The following is a 17,171-nucleotide window of genomic DNA, read 5'->3' on the forward strand; positions in this document are numbered from 1 at the left end:
CATGAGAGTTAGTGTTGCTCTATGCGCGTGCCTGCTCGTCGCGCAATCCGACGTTCACGCGGCGGATCGTTTCGACAGCGTTCGTGCATATATCCGCGAGCAGATGGTCGAAGGGCATGTCCCTTCGGTCGCGGTCGCCTTGAGTCAGCGGGGCAAGATCGTGTGGGAGGAGGGGTTCGGCTGGGCGGATCGCGAGAATCGCGTCCCCGCCACCGAGCACACCCTGTACTCGCTGGCGTCGATCACCAAGCCGTTCACGGCGACCGCGCTCATGACACTGGTGCAGTCCGGGCAGATCGATCTGGACAAACCGGTGAACGACTACCTGGGCTCCGCCAAGCTGGTAGCTCGTGTCGGTGACGCGCGTGATGCAACGGTGCGCCGGGTGGCCAATCATTCGTCCGGTTTGCCGCTGCACTACCACCTCATCTACAGCGATGAGTCGTATCGCGTGCCGTCGCGGGATGAGACCATTTTGCGCTTCGGTAATCTGATCACCGCGCCCGGGGAGAAGCTGGAGTATTCCAATCTGGGCTACGGAGTGCTGGATCATGTGATCAGTCGGGTGTCCGGCAAGAGCTACGCTGCCTTCCTATCGGAGCAGGTCTTCATTCCCCTCGGACTGACTCGCACCTCGGTCGGCGTGCCGCCTGGCCTGGAGCGTGATCAAGCAGTGCGTTATTCGGATGCCGGTGTACCCATTCCTTTCTATGACTCGGATCATGCCGGTGCCTCCGCTGTGTATGGCAGTGCTCACGATCTGTTGCGGTTCGCGATGTTTCATATGAAGGACCGGCTGGCGGATCAGAAACGGATTCTGTCCGATGCGTCGCTGGACGAGATGCAGCGACGAACATTTCCAGCCGAGGGCAACGAGGGCCACGGCGTCAGCTGGAAGATCGTGAACCGTACCGATGGCTATCGAGTGGTTGAGCATGGCGGCGGTATGCCGGGCGTAGGCGTGGTGCTGCTGTTGATTCCCGCTGAGGACGTCGCGGTCGTGGTGCTGACGAACCAAAGACAAGGACGCCATCGCGCCATTGCCGACAAGGTGCTGCAAACAGTGTTGCCGAAATGGCGGACGGACAAGAAGCCGGACTGGCAACCGCCTGGGGCATTTACCACACCGACGCAGTTGGCGGGGAAGTGGTCGGGTGCGGTGCGCACTTACAAAGCCGATGTGCCGCTGACTGTTGAGTTCTTTCCTTCTGGCGACGTGCACGCTCAGTTGAACGGGCAGCGGACCAGTCTGGTGTCAGAGGCGCTGTTCGAGAACGGCATATTCAGCGGCAATTTCGCCAGCGAACTGGATACCGAAGAAGCGGCGCTGCGTGCGCCTGACATTCTGTATTTGAACTTGAAGCTGCGCGGCTCGCTGTTGAATGGCGGCCTGGCAGTGATGTCGGAGGACGAGCGCAGCGGTGCTCTGACGCATTGGGTCGAGCTGAGCAAGCAGTAGCCGTGGTCGCGCAACTTCACTTTAGGGTGCCGCTGATTGCGGGGCTCTGCCTCTCCTTGGCTGCGATGCTGGCGCTTGCGGCCGACGATGTTCGAGTCCCCGTCCATGCATTCGCCGGAGAAGCACGCGGCCCGTTTCAAACGGGCACCGTCGAGGAGTTGTGGATAGACACGGCACGCGATGAGTTGAGCACGTCGGACCCCACCGATAAGCGACATCTCATGGTGCAGATCTGGTATCCCGCGTCTTTTAAGGGAGAGCCGACGCGCGCGCCTTATGCTCTAAGCCGCGAACTGTACCCGCGCGATGCGAGCACGACCTGGCTCGATGCGGCAGCAGCAGTACGGACGAACTCAGTGTTGAATGCGCCGATCGTCTGCCAGGCTGCTCCATTCCCGGTGCTCGTCTACAGCCCCGGCTCGGGCTATCCCCATTTCAGCGGGACCTTTCAAACGGAGTTCCTGGCCAGTCAGGGTTACGTGGTGATCAGCATTGGTCACACGGACGTGAGTCGCATCGAGCGCTTCCCCGATGGCTATGTCTATAAAAGAGATCGCAACATGCCGGCGGTAAGTGCCGAACAGCGCCAGACGCTATCCGCAACCGAGATGCTGCAGCAGTGGATACGGCAGATCTCCGAACTGCAAATTCCCGTGCACGTTGCGGACATCTCCTTCGCGCTGGATCGCTTACAGTCCTTGAACGAACGGCGCGACAGTTTGTTTTATCGCCGACTGGATCTGTCCCGAGTGGGAGCGCTGGGCTGGTCCTTGGGTGGGGTGGCCTCGTTGCAGGCTAGTCACGATGAGCCGCGTATCAAGGCGGCAGTCAATCTGGATGGGCGCCTCTACATCAAGGCAGTGGAGACTGGCACACGTCGGCCCATTCTCCAGATGCATGCAAACAAAGAGCGGCCGGCTGATCCCGGCGCCGCGGGGATGGAGACCATGCTGGCGGGCGATAGTTTGTTCTGGCGCATGTACTCCAGAACGGCAGCTGACTGGTATGACCTTACTGTGCGCGGCACCGCTCATCGGCATTTCTCGGATCGTACGTTGTTCGAAGCGGTCGATCCTGCGTTGATGTATCCGCGTCTGGCACATGAGATTACCAATCGATACGTGCTGGAGTTCTTCGATAAGTATCTGCGGGACAGCGCCAATACTCCGTTTTTATCCGGCGCCCGGTCCTGGCCGGACGTCGACTTCGTCAGCCATCAGGGGCAGCCATGATCTTGAAGCGAATGTTTGTTTTGCCGGCGATCTGTCTGGCCTTGCCGGCTGGCGTGTTGGCTCAGCCGTTTCAGGCCGAGCGCGAGGCAATTCGCAAGCATATGCAGGCGAACGGTGTGCCCGGCATCGCCGTGGCGGTCTGGCAGGACGGCAAGATCGTTTGGGAGGAGGGCTTCGGTTGGGCCGATATGGAGAATCGCATTCCCGTCAATGCACACTCAGTGTTCAACCTCGCTTCGGTGTCCAAGAGTTTGACCGCGGTGGGCGTGATGACGCTGGTTGAGAAAGGCAAAGTCAATCTCGACGGACCGTCGAACGATTATCTCGGCGAAGATCGCCTGCGCTCCTGGATCGGCGATCCGCAGCAGGTCACGGTGCGCCGGTTACTGAATCACACCTCGGGCCTGCCGGGCGGCGATCAGACTTTCTTCGGCGAAGACATGCGCAACATGCCGTCCGAGAGCGAAGCGATTCGTCGTTACGGCATCGTGGTTGCGCCGGCGGGTGAGCGATATTTGTATTCGAACATCGGCTACGGCGTGCTGGGACATTTGATCGCGCAGGTGTCCGGCAAGAGCTTCGCCGACTACATGCGTCAGGATGTGTTCTTACCGCTGGGCATGACGCATTCTTCGGTGGAAGTCGCGCCGGGTCTCGAGAAATATGAGGTGGCTCGTTACGACTACGACCGCAAGCGTATTCCCGCCTATGGCGGCACCGATCAAGGCGCGGGATCGGTCTATGCAAGCGTGCACGATCTGGCACGCATGGGACTGTTCATGCTGAAGACGCCGCTGCCCGATCAGCGCGCCATTCTGAATGATGCGTCTATCGATCGCTTGTCCGAGCAACCCGCCGATGAAGCCTCCAGCCCAGTGCGTGTGGCAGCCCCGAATGGAACAGGCTACGCGCAGGGTTGGGGTGTCTCTACCAGAGGCAGTTATCGGGTCATCGGTCACGCAGGGAGTCACTCGGGCGTATCGACGAATTTTCGTCTGGTGCCGTCGCGTCGCGTTGGCGTCGCCGTGCTGGCGAATGCAGACGGCGGAGCGGGCAAGCTCACTGACGTACTGCTGAAGAGCGTGCTGAAGGATTGGCAGGACCCTGCTCCTGCAAGCGCGCCTGCAGTCCAGCCATTCAAGCCTGCTGCGGAGTTGGTCGGTAACTGGCAGGGGACGGTGCATACCTACCAAGGACAGTTGCCAATCAAACTGAGCGTGCAGCCGTCGGGCGATGTGCATGTCAGGATCGGTGGCGAACCTCGCTTCGGCAATCGTAGCAGCGTCCGCCAGGAGGCCCTGCTCAACGATGTGAAGTTCGTGAACGGCACGCTCACCGGTAACACGCTGGCGCAGATCGAGACTGCGGATACCAAGCGCCATGCGCATGTCACCGAACTCAGGCTGAAACTGCGGGGCGACGTGCTGAACGGCGCTGCCAGCGCCAACTCGGTGTTCGAAGGCTTCTGGGTCTACTCATTGCCGCATTGGGTGGAGCTGACTCGGTCCCCTTGAGAGTGGCTGAGTTTATCCCCTAAAGATTTTTCACTACATGTCGATACGAGGACGCAACAACGAATGGAGTAGCGGGTGTTGTGATGTCAAAAAATGTGACGCGAGTTGGGGCGACGCTGGTTGCGAGCGTGGCAGTCCTTGCATTGGCTGGCTGCGGCGGTGATGACGGCGCGGTGGGAGCGACCGGTGCGACCGGTGCGACTGGTGCGACTGGTGCGACTGGTGCCGCCGGCAGTGCCGGTCCGGGCATCACTTGGGTGCAGGTCACCGGCAGCAGTGCGCAAGCGGCAACCAACACGGGTTACCTCGCGGACAATGCCGCTCAAGTCACCATCACATTGCCTGCTGTAGCGGCACTTGGAGACATCGTCGAAGTCTCCGGCGTCGGTGCCGGCGGTTGGAAGGTTGCGCAGAATACAGGGCAATCCATCCGAGTGGGTTTGGCCGGTACGGCATGGGTGCGACGCTCGCCCTCTGCGGAATGGACGTCCATCGCATCGTCCGCCGATGGCTCGCGCGTGGCCGCAGTCGCAAACAATCAACTCATTTACACCTCGACAGATTACGGTAGCACCTGGACAGCGCAGCCTGGCTCGGGCACGCGGCAGTGGCGCGGAGTGGCTTCATCGGCCGACGGCAATCGTCTCGCCGCTGCTGCCGCTGGCAGTTACATCTATACGTCATCGGACGCAGGTGTGACTTGGGCTCAGAGCAATACTCCCTTCGGATCGTGGAGCAGCGTCGCATCGTCGGCTGACGGTATGCGTCTGATCGCGGCCGATAGCAACGGCTTCGTCTATACCTCGACGGACGCCGGAGCCACCTGGAAGCAGAGATTGAGTTCCAGTATCTGGAGCGCCGTCACGTCGTCCGCCGACGGCATGCACCTCGCCGCAGCGTCCTTCACTTCTGTCTATGTGGAAGTCTCCTCGGACGGTGGTGCCACGTGGACGGGCGTGGTCCCGACGACGACGATCATAGCGAAACTCGCCGCATCGGCTGACGGTGCCACGCTTGCGGTGACGACGGGCAACAACAGACTCTTTGTATCGTTCGACTATGGTGCCACCTGGCAACCCCAGAGCGGCACGGCGTCGCCGAGCGGGGTTGCGGTCTCCGGCGATGGCAGCACCTTGATGGTCGGCGCTATCAACGGCGTGGTCTCTCTTTCCTCCGACGGCGGCTACAGCTGGACGGACCTTGGCTCAGGCAATCAGATCTGGAATGCGCTGAGCCTATCGGCCGATGGCAGCCGCTTCGTCGCCGGCTCGAGTAACGGGTCGCTTTACAACCCGAAGCCGCGCTCGACGACCGGCACCGCCGGCTTCATCTCCGGCACACAGTATCAATCTGTTCGACTGCAGTACTTCGGCAACGGCCTGTTCTCGGTGCTGGACAATCAGGGATTGATCGTCGTCGAGTGATGCTGGCTGACGTGCCAGCCTTCAATAACGACGTTGCTTGCAGTGTGCGCCAACGTACATCGCACTGACTCCGGTACGAGTACTCTCGGCGCCAGGCTAGAAAATCTTCCTGCCATGCTGCGAGAACGCATTGGTTTCTTTCAAACAAAGTGCCGGCGAGAACCGTTTGCTGGCCACCTTGGCCGGGCCGGACCGACAACGCTTGTTTGCGGACTTCGAGCGCGTCGAGCTGCGTTCTGCCGAAGTTATCTACAGAACCGGCGAGCGGATCAGTCATGTGTACTTCCCGAGCGATGGCATCGTCTCCTTGATCACGCAGCTGCGTGACGGCTCGCGTCTGGAGGTTGGTAGCGTCGGTCACGAGGGTATGCTGGGCTCCTCGCTCATCCTGGGCGTCGGCACCTCCGCACAGCATGCGATAGTCCAGCGGTCAGGGACGGCGCGGCGGCTCGGTGCTGCCATGTTTCAGCGGCATTTACGGAACAGCAGCGCTTTGCGCCGGCTGCTGAACTGTTATGTGAGTGTGCTGATGGGACAACTGGCCCAGACGACAGTTTGCTCGCACTATCACCAGGTGCGAGCGCGTCTGGCGCAGCGGCTGCTGATGAATCGCGATCGAGCGCGTGGCAATCAGTTTCATGTCACCCAGGAGTTTCTGGCACAGATGCTGGGCGTGCGGCGGGTGGGAGTCACCAATGCCGCCAACTCGTTGCGAGCCGAAGGTTTGATCGATTACCGGCGTGGCACCGTGACTATTCTGGACGGGCCTGCACTCGAATCGGCATCGTGTGCCTGTTATCGAGGCGCCAACGAGATGTATGAACTCGCATTGGGCTCTTTGTCAGGGCCAGCCCTGCGACGTACCGACCCAGCATCAGGACGGGGGACGGTGCATAAGCTTACTTGCTGAGGCTACCGCCTTCATTTTCCCAAGTCTTCACGGACGCTGTTTGCTGCTGGTCCGGTTGTGCGTTCGAGCCAGCGGAGTCAGCGTTTTCGTTCCGAGCATGCACGGCGAGATACATGGCGTTGATCCATGGATTTTGCCGCCAGCCGCCTGCGTAGTGCCGGCGCGGTACGTTCCAGCGGCTTCCGAGTGTAGTGCGACGCATGCTTACTCCTTGAAGTGGGTGGTGGGGCCATGACGATAGTCACGGCGCGTCGCTGGCAACTGTGCGCTGGAAGCGCGCTGGCGTCGGTGCGGTAGCGAACTCAGCGATGTCACGCCCGGTGTAACGCTTCGTCTTACGCGGTGTTTTCCGATTGGATGCCGGGTCGACGTGAAGTTGTGTACGATACCGCACAGAAACGGCTGGTTCGGACTCAACTATGCTCAGGCCCTCTCGATGAAGGCATCTCACGATCCTCGTCAGAACTATCTGCTGGCCGCGTTGCCGGCGGAAGATCTGGAGCGCGTGAGCAAGAGTCTGAAATTGGTGGAGCTGTCGCTGGGCGAAGCCTTGTATGAATCCGGTAGTCGGCAGCGAGCCGTGTACTTTCCGACCACCGCGATCGTTTCACTCCTTTACACGTTGGCGAACGGTTCCTCAGTGGAAATTGCCGTGGTCGGCAGCGAGGGGATCATCGGTGTGTCGTTGTTCATGGGCGGCGAAACTACTCCGAGCCGGGCAGTGGTGCAGAGTGCCGGCTACGCTTATCGATGGTCCGGCAAATTTCTGAAACAAGAATTCACGCTGGGCGGGCCCATGCAGCATCTGCTGCTGAGGTACACGCAGGCACTGCTGACACAAATGGCGCAGACGGCGGTGTGCAACCGGCATCATTCGCTCGATCAGCAACTGTGCCGCTGGCTGTTATTGAGCCTGGATCGTTTGGTCGGCAACGAGTTGGTGATGACCCAGGAATTGATCGCCAACATGCTGGGGGTGCGTCGTGAAGGCGTGACCGAGGCGGCCGGCAATCTGCAGAACGCCGGACTCATCAAATACAGCCGGGGCCGCATCAAAGTGCTCGACCGTGTCGGCTTGGAGGCACGCACTTGCGAATGCTACGCCGTGGTCAAGAAGGAATTCGATCGGCTGCTGCCGGCCCTTACTCCGTATTGATTCCAGTCGCCGGACGTACCGAGCCCAACTTGTTGGCCGTGCTCGCGCCTGCAGCCAGGCTGCGAAGGTGCGCATAACCGACCAGCGCTTTGGTCTGCTCGTCCCAAAAGCGGAACTGTAGCGATTTCAAACTCGACCACAGCGACAACGACGTGACCTCGGCGAAGCGCGGGTCGCTGTCATGGCAGCGCTGCAAGTTGTAGTTGGGAATCCGCGGGCTGAGGTGGTGGATGTGATGAAAGCCGATGTTTCCTGAGATCCATTGCAGCACCTTCGGCAGCTTGTAGTATGAACTGCCACGCAGCGCGGCTGCCGTGTAGTCCCACTGGTCGTCGCGTTCCCAGTACACGCCTTGGAACTGATGCTGAACATAGAAAAACCACAGGCCGGCCGAGCCAGCGACCGTGATGACGATGGCTTGAATGAGCAGGTAAGGCAGCAGGCCGAAGATCGAGCTCAGTAGCGTCGTGCTGATCAGTAGCGTCAGGTTCAGCCACCAAACCGAATGGCGTTGTCGCCGCGGCGCGTTCGCCGACGCAAAGCGTTGCTTGATGACGAAGACGAATAGCGGCGCCAGCACGAACAGTACCAGTGGATTGCGCGTCATCCGATATTGAAGACGACGCGGGCGCGGCGCGCTCAAATACTCCTGGACCGTCATGGTCCAAATGTCGCCGGTTCCGCGGCGGTCGAGATTCCCGGCACTGCCGTGATGTATCGCGTGCTCCCACCGCCAATGTTGGTACGGACTGAAGGTCAGCGCGCCAGCGATTCGCCCGACGATATCGTTGGCACGCCGAGAACGAAAGTAGGAGCCGTGCGTGCAGTCATGGAAGATGATGAAAATGCGCACCAGCAAGGTGCCGGAGAGGATTGCCAGCAGTCCGGTGAGCCATAGCGACACCTGCAGTGTCCAGTACATCGCAATCCACAGGAGCAGGTACGGCACCAAGGTGTTTGCGAGCTGCCATAGTGCGCGCTTGGTCGAGGCGTTCTGATGCGCTTCGAGGACGGCTTTGAATTCGGTATTCATGCACTTGTCCTCACGATGCTACGACGAACGTGATTGCGAGGATGAGCCGCCCGGACGCTGTCCTCGGTGCGGTGGCGCACATACAGCAGTTTCCCTCGCGTTCTGGTCGTGGAAGGCGCATAACGGTGAGCCGGTAGTAAGCGACAAGCGGAGATCGCCATGAGTACACAACGGACACGAGAGGCGATCACGGACGGTGTCATCACGGCGAAAGTGAGGGCGGCGCTGGATGAGGACTCGATGACCGCCAGCTATGACATTCATGTGACGACGCTGGCCGGAATCGTCGAGCTCAGCGGCTTCGTCGGGACAGATGTCGTGCGCATCGAAGCTCTGCACGTTACGGAGCACGTTCGCGGCGTGCTGCGAGTCCAGGATTTACTGGACGTGCGCAGCCTCGACTGAACCGAGCGTCAACTCGACGTGATGGAGCGCGCCGTCGTCCAGCAACTTTATACAGGGCTCGCTGGAATGTATCGGCAATCCATCTACAGTGAGCATCGCCACGCCGCGACTCACGCCGTTGGGATTCATGACGGCGATTTCGTAGCGCGCCGATCGATATCTGAACATCACATCGAAACGCGGCCATTCTTTCGGAATGCAAGGCTTCAGCAACAGTTGCGTGCCCTGAACGTGCAGGCCGAGCATGGCTTCGATGCCGGCACGGTATAGCCATCCTGCTGACCCTGTGTACCACGTCCAACCACCGCGGCCGACGTGAGGTGCCACTGAATAAACATCGGCGGCGACGACATAGGGTTCCACCTTGTAGCGACGCACGGCTGTTCGCGTGCTGGTGCGATTGATTGGATTCAATAGCGAAAACAGCGCAGCTGCCTGGTTTCCTTGGCCCAGTTGCGCGAAGGCGATGACTGACCACGCGGCGGCGTGAGTGTACTGTCCGCCATTCTCCCGTATGCCGGGTGGATAACCTTTGACGTAGCCAGGATCGAGCAACGTGCGATCGAACGGCGGTGTGAACAGCAGCGCCAGACCGTCGTCGGGCCGGATGAGGTGTTGGTCGACAGCTGCCATGGCGCGAGTTGCGCGACTCGCATCGGCGGCGCCTGAGATGACGCTCCAGGACTGCGCAATGGAGTCGATGCGACACTCGTCGCTCACGGCCGAGCCCAACAACGTGCCGTCGTCATAGTATCCGCGCCGATACCAGTCGCCGTCCCAGCCTTCGCGTTCGAGCGACTCTCGTAATGTCGCGGCGTGTGCCAACCAGCGCTCGGCACGCGCAATCTCGTTGCGGGCCATGGCGAAAGGTGCGAAGGCGCACAGCGTCGTGTATAGAAACCATCCAAGCCAGACACTTTCGCCGCGGCCCTGCTCGCCGACGCGATTCATGCCATCGTTCCAGTCGCCGGTACCTATCAATGGCAAACCGTGCGTGCCGAGCGTGAGGCTAGCATCCAAAGCGCAAGCGCAATGTTCGAACAAGCTCGCGGCGGTATCGGAAATATTGGGCTGGAAGTACGCGTCGTGTTGGCCTGGTTCCAGCGCGGGACCTTCGAGATACGAAGCGCTTTCGTCCAGGATCGCGGTGTCGCCGGTTCTGGTGAGGTAGTGTGCGGCGGCATACGCCAACCACACGCGATCGTCGCTGATGCGAGTACGAACGCCTTGTCCCGCCGGCGGCAGCCACCAGTGCTGCACATCGCCTTGTAGAAACTGACGGCCGGCGGCGCGCAGCAAATGTTCACGAGTGAGTGCCGGCTGCGAGGTCACGATCGCCATCCCGTCCTGCAATTGGTCGCGGAATCCGTAGGCGCCGCTCGCTTGATAAAACGCCGAACGAGCCCAGATGCGGCAAACCAATGTTTGATACAGCAGCCAGCCGTTCAGCATCAGGTCCAGGGAACGATCCGGTGTTGTGACTCGAATCGCGCCGAGCGTTTCGTCCCAGAAGTCCTTGACGCGGGTCAGCACGGCATCTAGATCGGCGTTGCGATACTGTTTCACCAGCAAGCTGGCCGCTTCCCGGCTCGTGGCTTCACCCAGCAAGAAAACGATCTCGATACATTCGTCCGGTTCGATCGTGAGCGGTGCCTGCAGCGCGCTGCAGGGATCGAGTCCGGCACCCACGCGCCCAGAGAGCGGCGCGAGGCCGCTTAGCGCAGCCGGGTTTTCGAGTGTGCCATGCCGGCCGAGGAACTCGCGACGATCGCCAGTCCACTGGGTTTGTCGGCCGCCGAGATCTGCAAAGGCGATGCGCGAGGCGAACTGAGAATTCCAGGGATTGCGAGCGAACATCGCGCCGCTCTGCCCATCGATTTCTGTCACCACGAAGGGTGCAGAGGCGGCGCGTGACGTGCCCAGAACCCATTCGACGTAGGCAGTCACGGTGAGGCGCCGACTTCGCGTCGACGTATTGCGGATTCTCAGGCGAGCTATTTTGACGGCATCCGTCAGTGGCACATACAACAACAGATCGAGGGCGATCTCATGGGCGCGATGTTCGAAGCGGCTATAGCCCCGGCCGTGACGAACGTGATACGGCGCGTCACTCTCGGATGCCGGTGCAAGAGTCGGGCTCCACAGCGCTCCGGTGTCTTCATCGCGCACGTATAGAACTTCGCTCGGCCGGTCGGTCACGGGATCGTTGCACCACTGCGTGAGCTGATGGTCGCGGCTGTTGACCGACCAGGTATAGCCGCCGCCATCGGCTGAGATCTGAAAGCCGAAGTGGGGATTGGCAATCACATTGATCCAGGGGGCGGGCGTGGTCTGTCCGGCATCCAGAGTGATCGCGTACTCGCGCCCATCATCGGCGAAGCCGCCCATGCCGTTGAAGAATTCCAGTCGGAGCGGAGGCGTTCCACCGCTGCGAGTGCCGTTACTCACTCTCGGCTGCCGCACTCCTGCTGGAACATCGGCAGGACCTGCGCGACGTTGGAGTTGATCAGCGAGTGTGCCTCGCGCGCCGACGAATACGGCTCGCGCAACCGACGACAACGTGGCGCGTGTCTCAGCGGATACCAGGTCGGTGCGTAACACGAAGACCGACCCCTTGGTGCTGTCGATATGCAGCTGCGGTTGCGATTGGCGCGTGCGGACCATTCCCTCGAGAGCAATTTGCAGGTCCTGTACATAGGAGGCGGCGCGCTCGTTCAGGATCACCAGATCGACGGCGAGTTGCTTCAAGCGCCAGTACTCATGTGCCTGCAGTAGCTGCCGGGCAATGGCCATGTCTTCGATATGCTCGATCCGCAACAGCACGATGGGCACATCGCCGGAGATGCCGTGCGCCCAGAGTGCAGGTCGCGCACAACCGCCACGCTGAATGGCCGCCGACGATGGCCTCAAGGACGCATCGGCGAACAGCACGTGGCCGGCGATACATTGAAACAAGTGTGCTTCTTCGGCGCTGATGCCGAGGTGATGCAGCTGGACCTGCGCTTGCGTCCAAGCCAGGGTCGCGGCACGGCTAAAGGCATTGGTGTCCCGATGTTTGTCGAACAGATCCAGCACGCTCGCGCGAGTAGCTGAAACGCAAGTCCAGAACGAGAGCCGCGCCATCGCACCCGGCAGGATGCGCACGCGCTGTCTCAGTGCGAAGACCGGGTCGAGAACGGTACCGACGGTGTTCGACAAGGGCCGGCCATCCATGATGGCGATCGGTTCATGCACTTCGCGGCCTCGCCCCAGAAAGCGGGCGCGGTCGGTTTCGTATTCCACTGCCCCGACGAGCGTGCCTTCGACCGCCAGATGATGGGCCGCCCAGATTTCCGACTCGGTGTTGGCGCGCCGTCGCCTGGTTGCCAGCAGCACGCCGAGGTTGGTCACGAACTCGGTTTGCACGAACAGCTTTGAGAATGCGGGATGGGCTGCGTCGGCCGCCGGTGGGGCCAGTGCAAGCTCACTGTAAGAGGTGACATCGAGTTCGATGGCACTACTGCCCGTATTCGCAATCGATACGCGTCGCACCTCGGCATTGTCTTCCGGGGAAACGACCACCTCGAGAGTGGTGATGACGGTATCGTCGACGCGGACGAACTCCGCCCGATCCTCGCTGAATGTGACTTCATAACTGTCGGGTTGCACGCCGCAAGGCTGAAAGCCGGCCGACCATACCGCGCCGCTGTCCGTGTTCCGCACGAACACGTAGCTACCTGAATCGTCGCGTGTGGCGTCTTCTTGCGGGCGAGTGATGCCTATGTCACCCCACTTGCTGTACCCGGATCCGGCGGCGCTCAACATCACCGCATAGCGCTCGTTCGAGAGGATATGTGTCTGCGGAGCGGCGGAATGCGCAGTGTGCAGCCGTCGCAACGTTGGCAGCTGTTGGTCGTCGCTGCGCGCCGCGGCTTTCATTTCTTCGGCTCGGGGATGAGCGACGGACACATCTCGCGGCGTCCGTTCGTGCAATAGCAGTTCGGCGGCTTGCACCATGGCGTCGGAGTGGAATCGCGCACGCAGCCTGCCGTCGAATAAAACATTGGCGGCAGCCGTGATGGTCATTCCTTGATGGTGTGCCATGAACGCCTTGACGATCACGACATCGGTTCCTTCCGGCAATCGAGTGCGCGTGTAGTCCAGCGCTTCATAGAATCCGTACTTGCCCAATGCGCCTACGCCGGCAAGGTGTGCGTAGTTCTGCATCGCCGCCTTCGGGTCGACCATGGCTGCCAGGCCGGTTGCGTACGGCGCGATGACCAGATTCTCGCTCAGGCCCCGTTTGAGCCCGAGGCCCGGCACGCCGAAGTTGGAATATTGATAAGTGAGTTCCAGATCGCGCGCACCATAAGCCGACTCGGAAACTCCCAACGGAATGTCCAGCGATGCACCGTAGCCGATCTGCCGGCGCACGATGAGGCGGCTGGTCTGCTCGAGCAGGCTGCCTGCCGGTGCGCGCATCACCAGCGATGGCATGAGGTACTCGAACATCGAGCCTGACCATGAAATGAGGGCCGCGCCCCGTCCCACCGGCGTCACTGCGCGACCGAGTCGGAACCAGTGGCTTGCCGGCACATCGTTTTTCGCGATTGCAAAGAAGCTGGCGAGCCGCGCCTCGGAGGCCAGCAAGTCGTAGCAACTTTCATCGAGTGCGCCCTCTGGGACGCGATAGCCGATGGCCAGCAGCTTGCGTTCGGGGTCGAGGAGAAAACCGAACTCCGTCGCCAAAGCTAGCGCGCGGGCAGTGGCTGCAAGTGCCTGCAGCCGTTCCGATATGTTCTGGTCTGCATCGGCCACTGCCTGCAGATCGCGTTGCCAGCTTCTGATCGAGCGTTGTGTTGCCTCCGCCCAGAACAGCAGTTCCTGATAGGCCCATGCATCGTGCTCGCTGGCCAGGGCGCGAGCGCCGACGCTCAAGATGGTCGCGGGTGTGTCGGCCTGGATGAGCGCGAGCGTGATATCCGCTGGCGGCGTTTCGCGGTCGACAGCTTTGGATAGTTCCGACCAGGACTCCGTGAGCTGCTGGCGCGTGAGCGCCTCAGTGCGATGATCGTCGGGAAGGTTCAGCAGGGCATCGCGGGCCAGATGAATGGCATCGGCAACGCCGTCGAAGTGAGCTGCGACATCGATCGGGACACGGAGCCACTCCTGGCACGCATTTGCGAGTGTCAGCAGATGCGCCGCCAGATTGCCGCTATCGACCGAAGATACATACTGCGGCTCGAGCGGTCGCAGGTCGCGCGTGTCGTACCAGTTATAGAAGTGGCCGCGAAATCGTTGCAAGCGCTGCATGGTCGCCAGCGTCGCTTCGAGGCGCTCGATGCTCTCCAGCGTTCCGGTCCAGCCGAAGTCGCGCGCGCTGACGGCACACAGCAGATACAACCCCATGTTGGTCGGCGACGTCCGATGCGCCACCACCGGCTGCGGATCCTCTTGAAAATTATCCGGCGGCAGCTGGTGATCGCGGTCGTTGACGAACGTTTCGAAATATCGCCAGGTGCGACGCGCGACCAGGCGCAAATCTCGGCGATCGGCGGCGGAGGCCGGCAAGCGACCGGCGACCGGCGGCGATTCGCTGATCCGTCGTGCGATCGCCGGTGCTGCGATCCATAGCATCACGAACGGCAGCGCCACCCAGATGGTTGCAAACCTTACCGAGGCAACTAGTGCTACGGCGCTCAGCGCGACGAGCACGCTGGCACTCATGCGCCGGTAGAAACCAGCCAGGCCCGGTTGCGAGCTGAGCTGCGATTGCGCCGCTGTGATCCACTCGAGCAAGTTGCGTCGGCTGATGGCCAACCGGTACAGCGTGCGACAGATGGCATCGACCATGAGCCAGGCTTGATGCGGGAGAAATGCGATGAGTAGCCCGATCTGCGTGCCGGCGAGCGCCAGGTCCTGACTCCAGGCAGTTAGATGACTGCGCGTAACGACGTCGCGTCGAGGCACGATCGCTGCTAACGCTGGCAGCAGTGCTGGGAGTGCAATCGCCGTCAGTATGAACGCAGTCCATATCCAGGCCGCGTGCAACGGCAGTAACCAGCCTGCCAGCAGCGCGAGCAGGGCGGTCGGAGCCGACAGACTGCGGCGCAGATTGTCGAGCATCTTCCATTGGCCGAGCAGCGGTAACGTGCCAGTGCCGCGTCGAGACGCGTCGGGTCGACCGAGCAGCCACGGCAGTAACTGCCAGTCACCCCGCACCCAACGATGATTACGTTCCGCCGCGACGTCGTATCGCGCCGGAAATTCTTCGATGACCTCGATGTCCGAAGCTAGCCCGGCGCGTGCGAAGGTGCCTTCGAACAGATCATGGCTGAGCATCGAGCCGGTCGGTACCCGGTCGGCCAGCGCCGCTTCGAACGCATCGACATCGTAGATGCCTTTGCCGGCGTACGAGCCTTCGCCGAACAGATCCTGATAGACGTCGGAGACGGCCGCGCCATACGGATCGATGCCGGTCATGCTGGAGAAGGTGCGTTGGAACAGCGAACCCTCGCGACCGATGGGCAGCGACGGCGTCACCCGTGGCTGGAGTACCCCATAGCCTTCGACGACTCGGCCGGCCGTAGTATCGAATCGAGCGCGATTGAGGGGATGCGCCAGCTTGCCGACCAAGCGCCGCACGGCCTCCCGCGGCAAGCGCGTGTCTGCGTCGAGTGTGATGACGTAGCGAACATCGAGTGGCACCGGCGGTACCGTGGTATCGGCAGTGATGAACGTCGTGTCGACGGCGCCACGCAGTAGTTGATTCAACTCGTGCAGTTTGCCTCGTTTGCGTTCCCAGCCCATCCATTGTTGCTCGCTCTCGCTCCAGATGCGGCGACGATGCAGAGCATAGAAACGTGCACCCTGCGACGGAGCCTCATGGATACGGTTGAGATGAGCGATGCCGTCAGTCGCAATCTGCAACAGCGCCGCGTCATCAGCAGTGTGCTCGGTCGCTGCGTCGGTCCAGTCCAGCAGCAACGCTAGATGCAGCTCGCCGTGAGAGGAGGCGAGGTAGTGAACCTCGAGTCGTTCGAGAAGGGTTTCGATAGCTTCGCGAGTGTTCAGCAGCGCCGGCACCACGATCATGGTTCGCAGGCTTGCAGGTATCCCCGTACGGAGCGACAGCGCAGGCAACATCGTTGCGCCGAAGCTGCGTGTAACCGCACGGTTCACTAACGCCACCGAGAGGTCGACGGCGGGAATCATTCCCAACAATGCACACACCAGCAAATGCGCCAGCGCGATGCCCTGGGCCGCCAGTACCGCCAACGGCACTGCGATGATGAGCAAAGCGAGCAGCAGCACCGAAAGAATGTAGCCAATGGGCCCGGCTGCGTCGCTCAGGGATCGCGGCCAATGATTTAGCGGTGCACGGTAGCCAACGGCTTTCTGGAAAGCATGTCGTCCACGTCCCAACAGATGATAGCCGGGGTCCCGCTGGCGCGACTCATCGGGATCGGTGGCGGACACCGATTGCGTAGCGGCGATCAGGATATGCGTTACTTCCAATTCGCTGTGCGCGGAGCGGCGCGCCAAGTTCTCGATGGCGCTGCGATACGAGTTACGGGTGGCAAAATCCATTTGCGCCAGATTGGTATCCTTACGCAGCGCCGCCTCGACCAGGCTCACGGCTTCGAAGAATTCCGCCCAGTTCACGTCGGAGATCAGACGCATGCTGGTGATGATGTTACGCACGGTGACGTTGGTCGCGCCCTGGCGCTGGTGCTCGTCGTAGACCATCTGATCGGAGGTGGTGCCCTGTGCGATTAGCTGCTCTTCGAGCCACTGCAGTGCCGGCGTTACGCGTGGGTCCTGATCGCGCAAGCGCTTCACCACTTGCACCACGAACGATGCGGAAAGCGTGCCGTGCTTCTGGAAGTGTTGGAACAGCGCCTGCTGCTCGATCGTGACTCCATTCACGCCGAGCAGTCGATCAGCAATTCGATCGGCCTGCTCGCGCTCGGCTCGGCTGTTGACGATGCGTTCGGCGGCGCGACGCAGGTTCTCGACCAGCACGATGCTGAGCGTGATTGCCATGGCCCATAACTCG

General features: G+C 61.2%; 9 protein-coding genes. 7 read left to right on the plus strand and 2 right to left on the minus strand.

Annotated elements, in window-relative coordinates; all coding sequences use genetic code 11:
- Nucleotide 1 precedes the first annotated feature (1 nt).
- The 6 genes from JNL55_RS15975 to JNL55_RS16000 all read left to right on the plus strand — a co-directional run bounded on the left by JNL55_RS15975 (nt 2) and on the right by JNL55_RS16000 (nt 7,695).
- A complete protein-coding gene (locus JNL55_RS15975) occupies nt 2-1,459 on the plus strand; it encodes a serine hydrolase domain-containing protein (RefSeq protein WP_293855435.1) in 1,458 nt (485 codons plus the stop codon).
- 65 nt (nt 1,460-1,524) lie between these two features.
- Nucleotides 1,525-2,691: an alpha/beta hydrolase family protein gene (locus JNL55_RS15980; protein ID WP_293855458.1), complete on the plus strand. Its 1,167-nt coding sequence runs from the start codon at nt 1,525-1,527 to the stop codon at nt 2,689-2,691.
- Nucleotides 2,688-4,205 (plus strand): serine hydrolase domain-containing protein, encoded by a 1,518-nt coding sequence (locus tag JNL55_RS15985; protein WP_293855438.1) that lies wholly within the window; start codon nt 2,688-2,690, stop codon nt 4,203-4,205. The genes JNL55_RS15980 and JNL55_RS15985 overlap by 4 nt, the downstream gene beginning before the upstream one ends.
- A gap of 128 nt (nt 4,206-4,333) precedes the next feature.
- Entirely contained in the window at nt 4,334-5,629 is a 1,296-nt protein-coding gene (locus JNL55_RS15990; protein ID WP_293855440.1) for a WD40/YVTN/BNR-like repeat-containing protein, read from the plus strand.
- Between the two features lie 130 nt (nt 5,630-5,759).
- Nucleotides 5,760-6,539, plus strand: a complete 780-nt coding sequence (locus tag JNL55_RS15995) for a Crp/Fnr family transcriptional regulator (RefSeq protein WP_293855443.1) — start codon at nt 5,760-5,762, stop codon at nt 6,537-6,539.
- A gap of 436 nt (nt 6,540-6,975) precedes the next feature.
- Entirely contained in the window at nt 6,976-7,695 is a 720-nt protein-coding gene (locus JNL55_RS16000) for a Crp/Fnr family transcriptional regulator (protein WP_293855446.1), read from the plus strand.
- Here JNL55_RS16000 and JNL55_RS16005 read toward each other — a convergent pair.
- Nucleotides 7,682-8,728 (minus strand): fatty acid desaturase, encoded by a 1,047-nt coding sequence (locus JNL55_RS16005; protein ID WP_293855449.1) that lies wholly within the window; start codon nt 8,726-8,728, stop codon nt 7,682-7,684. The genes JNL55_RS16000 and JNL55_RS16005 overlap by 14 nt on opposite strands.
- A gap of 159 nt (nt 8,729-8,887) precedes the next feature.
- Here JNL55_RS16005 and JNL55_RS16010 point away from each other — a divergent pair, with 159 nt between their 5' ends.
- Nucleotides 8,888-9,133: a BON domain-containing protein gene (locus JNL55_RS16010; RefSeq protein ID WP_293855452.1), complete on the plus strand. Its 246-nt coding sequence runs from the start codon at nt 8,888-8,890 to the stop codon at nt 9,131-9,133.
- Here the strand turns inward: JNL55_RS16010 and JNL55_RS16015 are convergent.
- Nucleotides 9,107-17,158 (minus strand): GH36-type glycosyl hydrolase domain-containing protein, encoded by an 8,052-nt coding sequence (locus JNL55_RS16015; protein WP_293855455.1) that lies wholly within the window; start codon nt 17,156-17,158, stop codon nt 9,107-9,109. The two genes, JNL55_RS16010 and JNL55_RS16015, sit on opposite strands and share 27 nt — an antisense overlap.
- Between the last annotated feature and the right edge of the window lie 13 nt (nt 17,159-17,171).

Source organism: Steroidobacter sp. (genome assembly GCF_016790065.1).
GTDB lineage: Bacteria > Pseudomonadota > Gammaproteobacteria > Steroidobacterales > Steroidobacteraceae > Steroidobacter.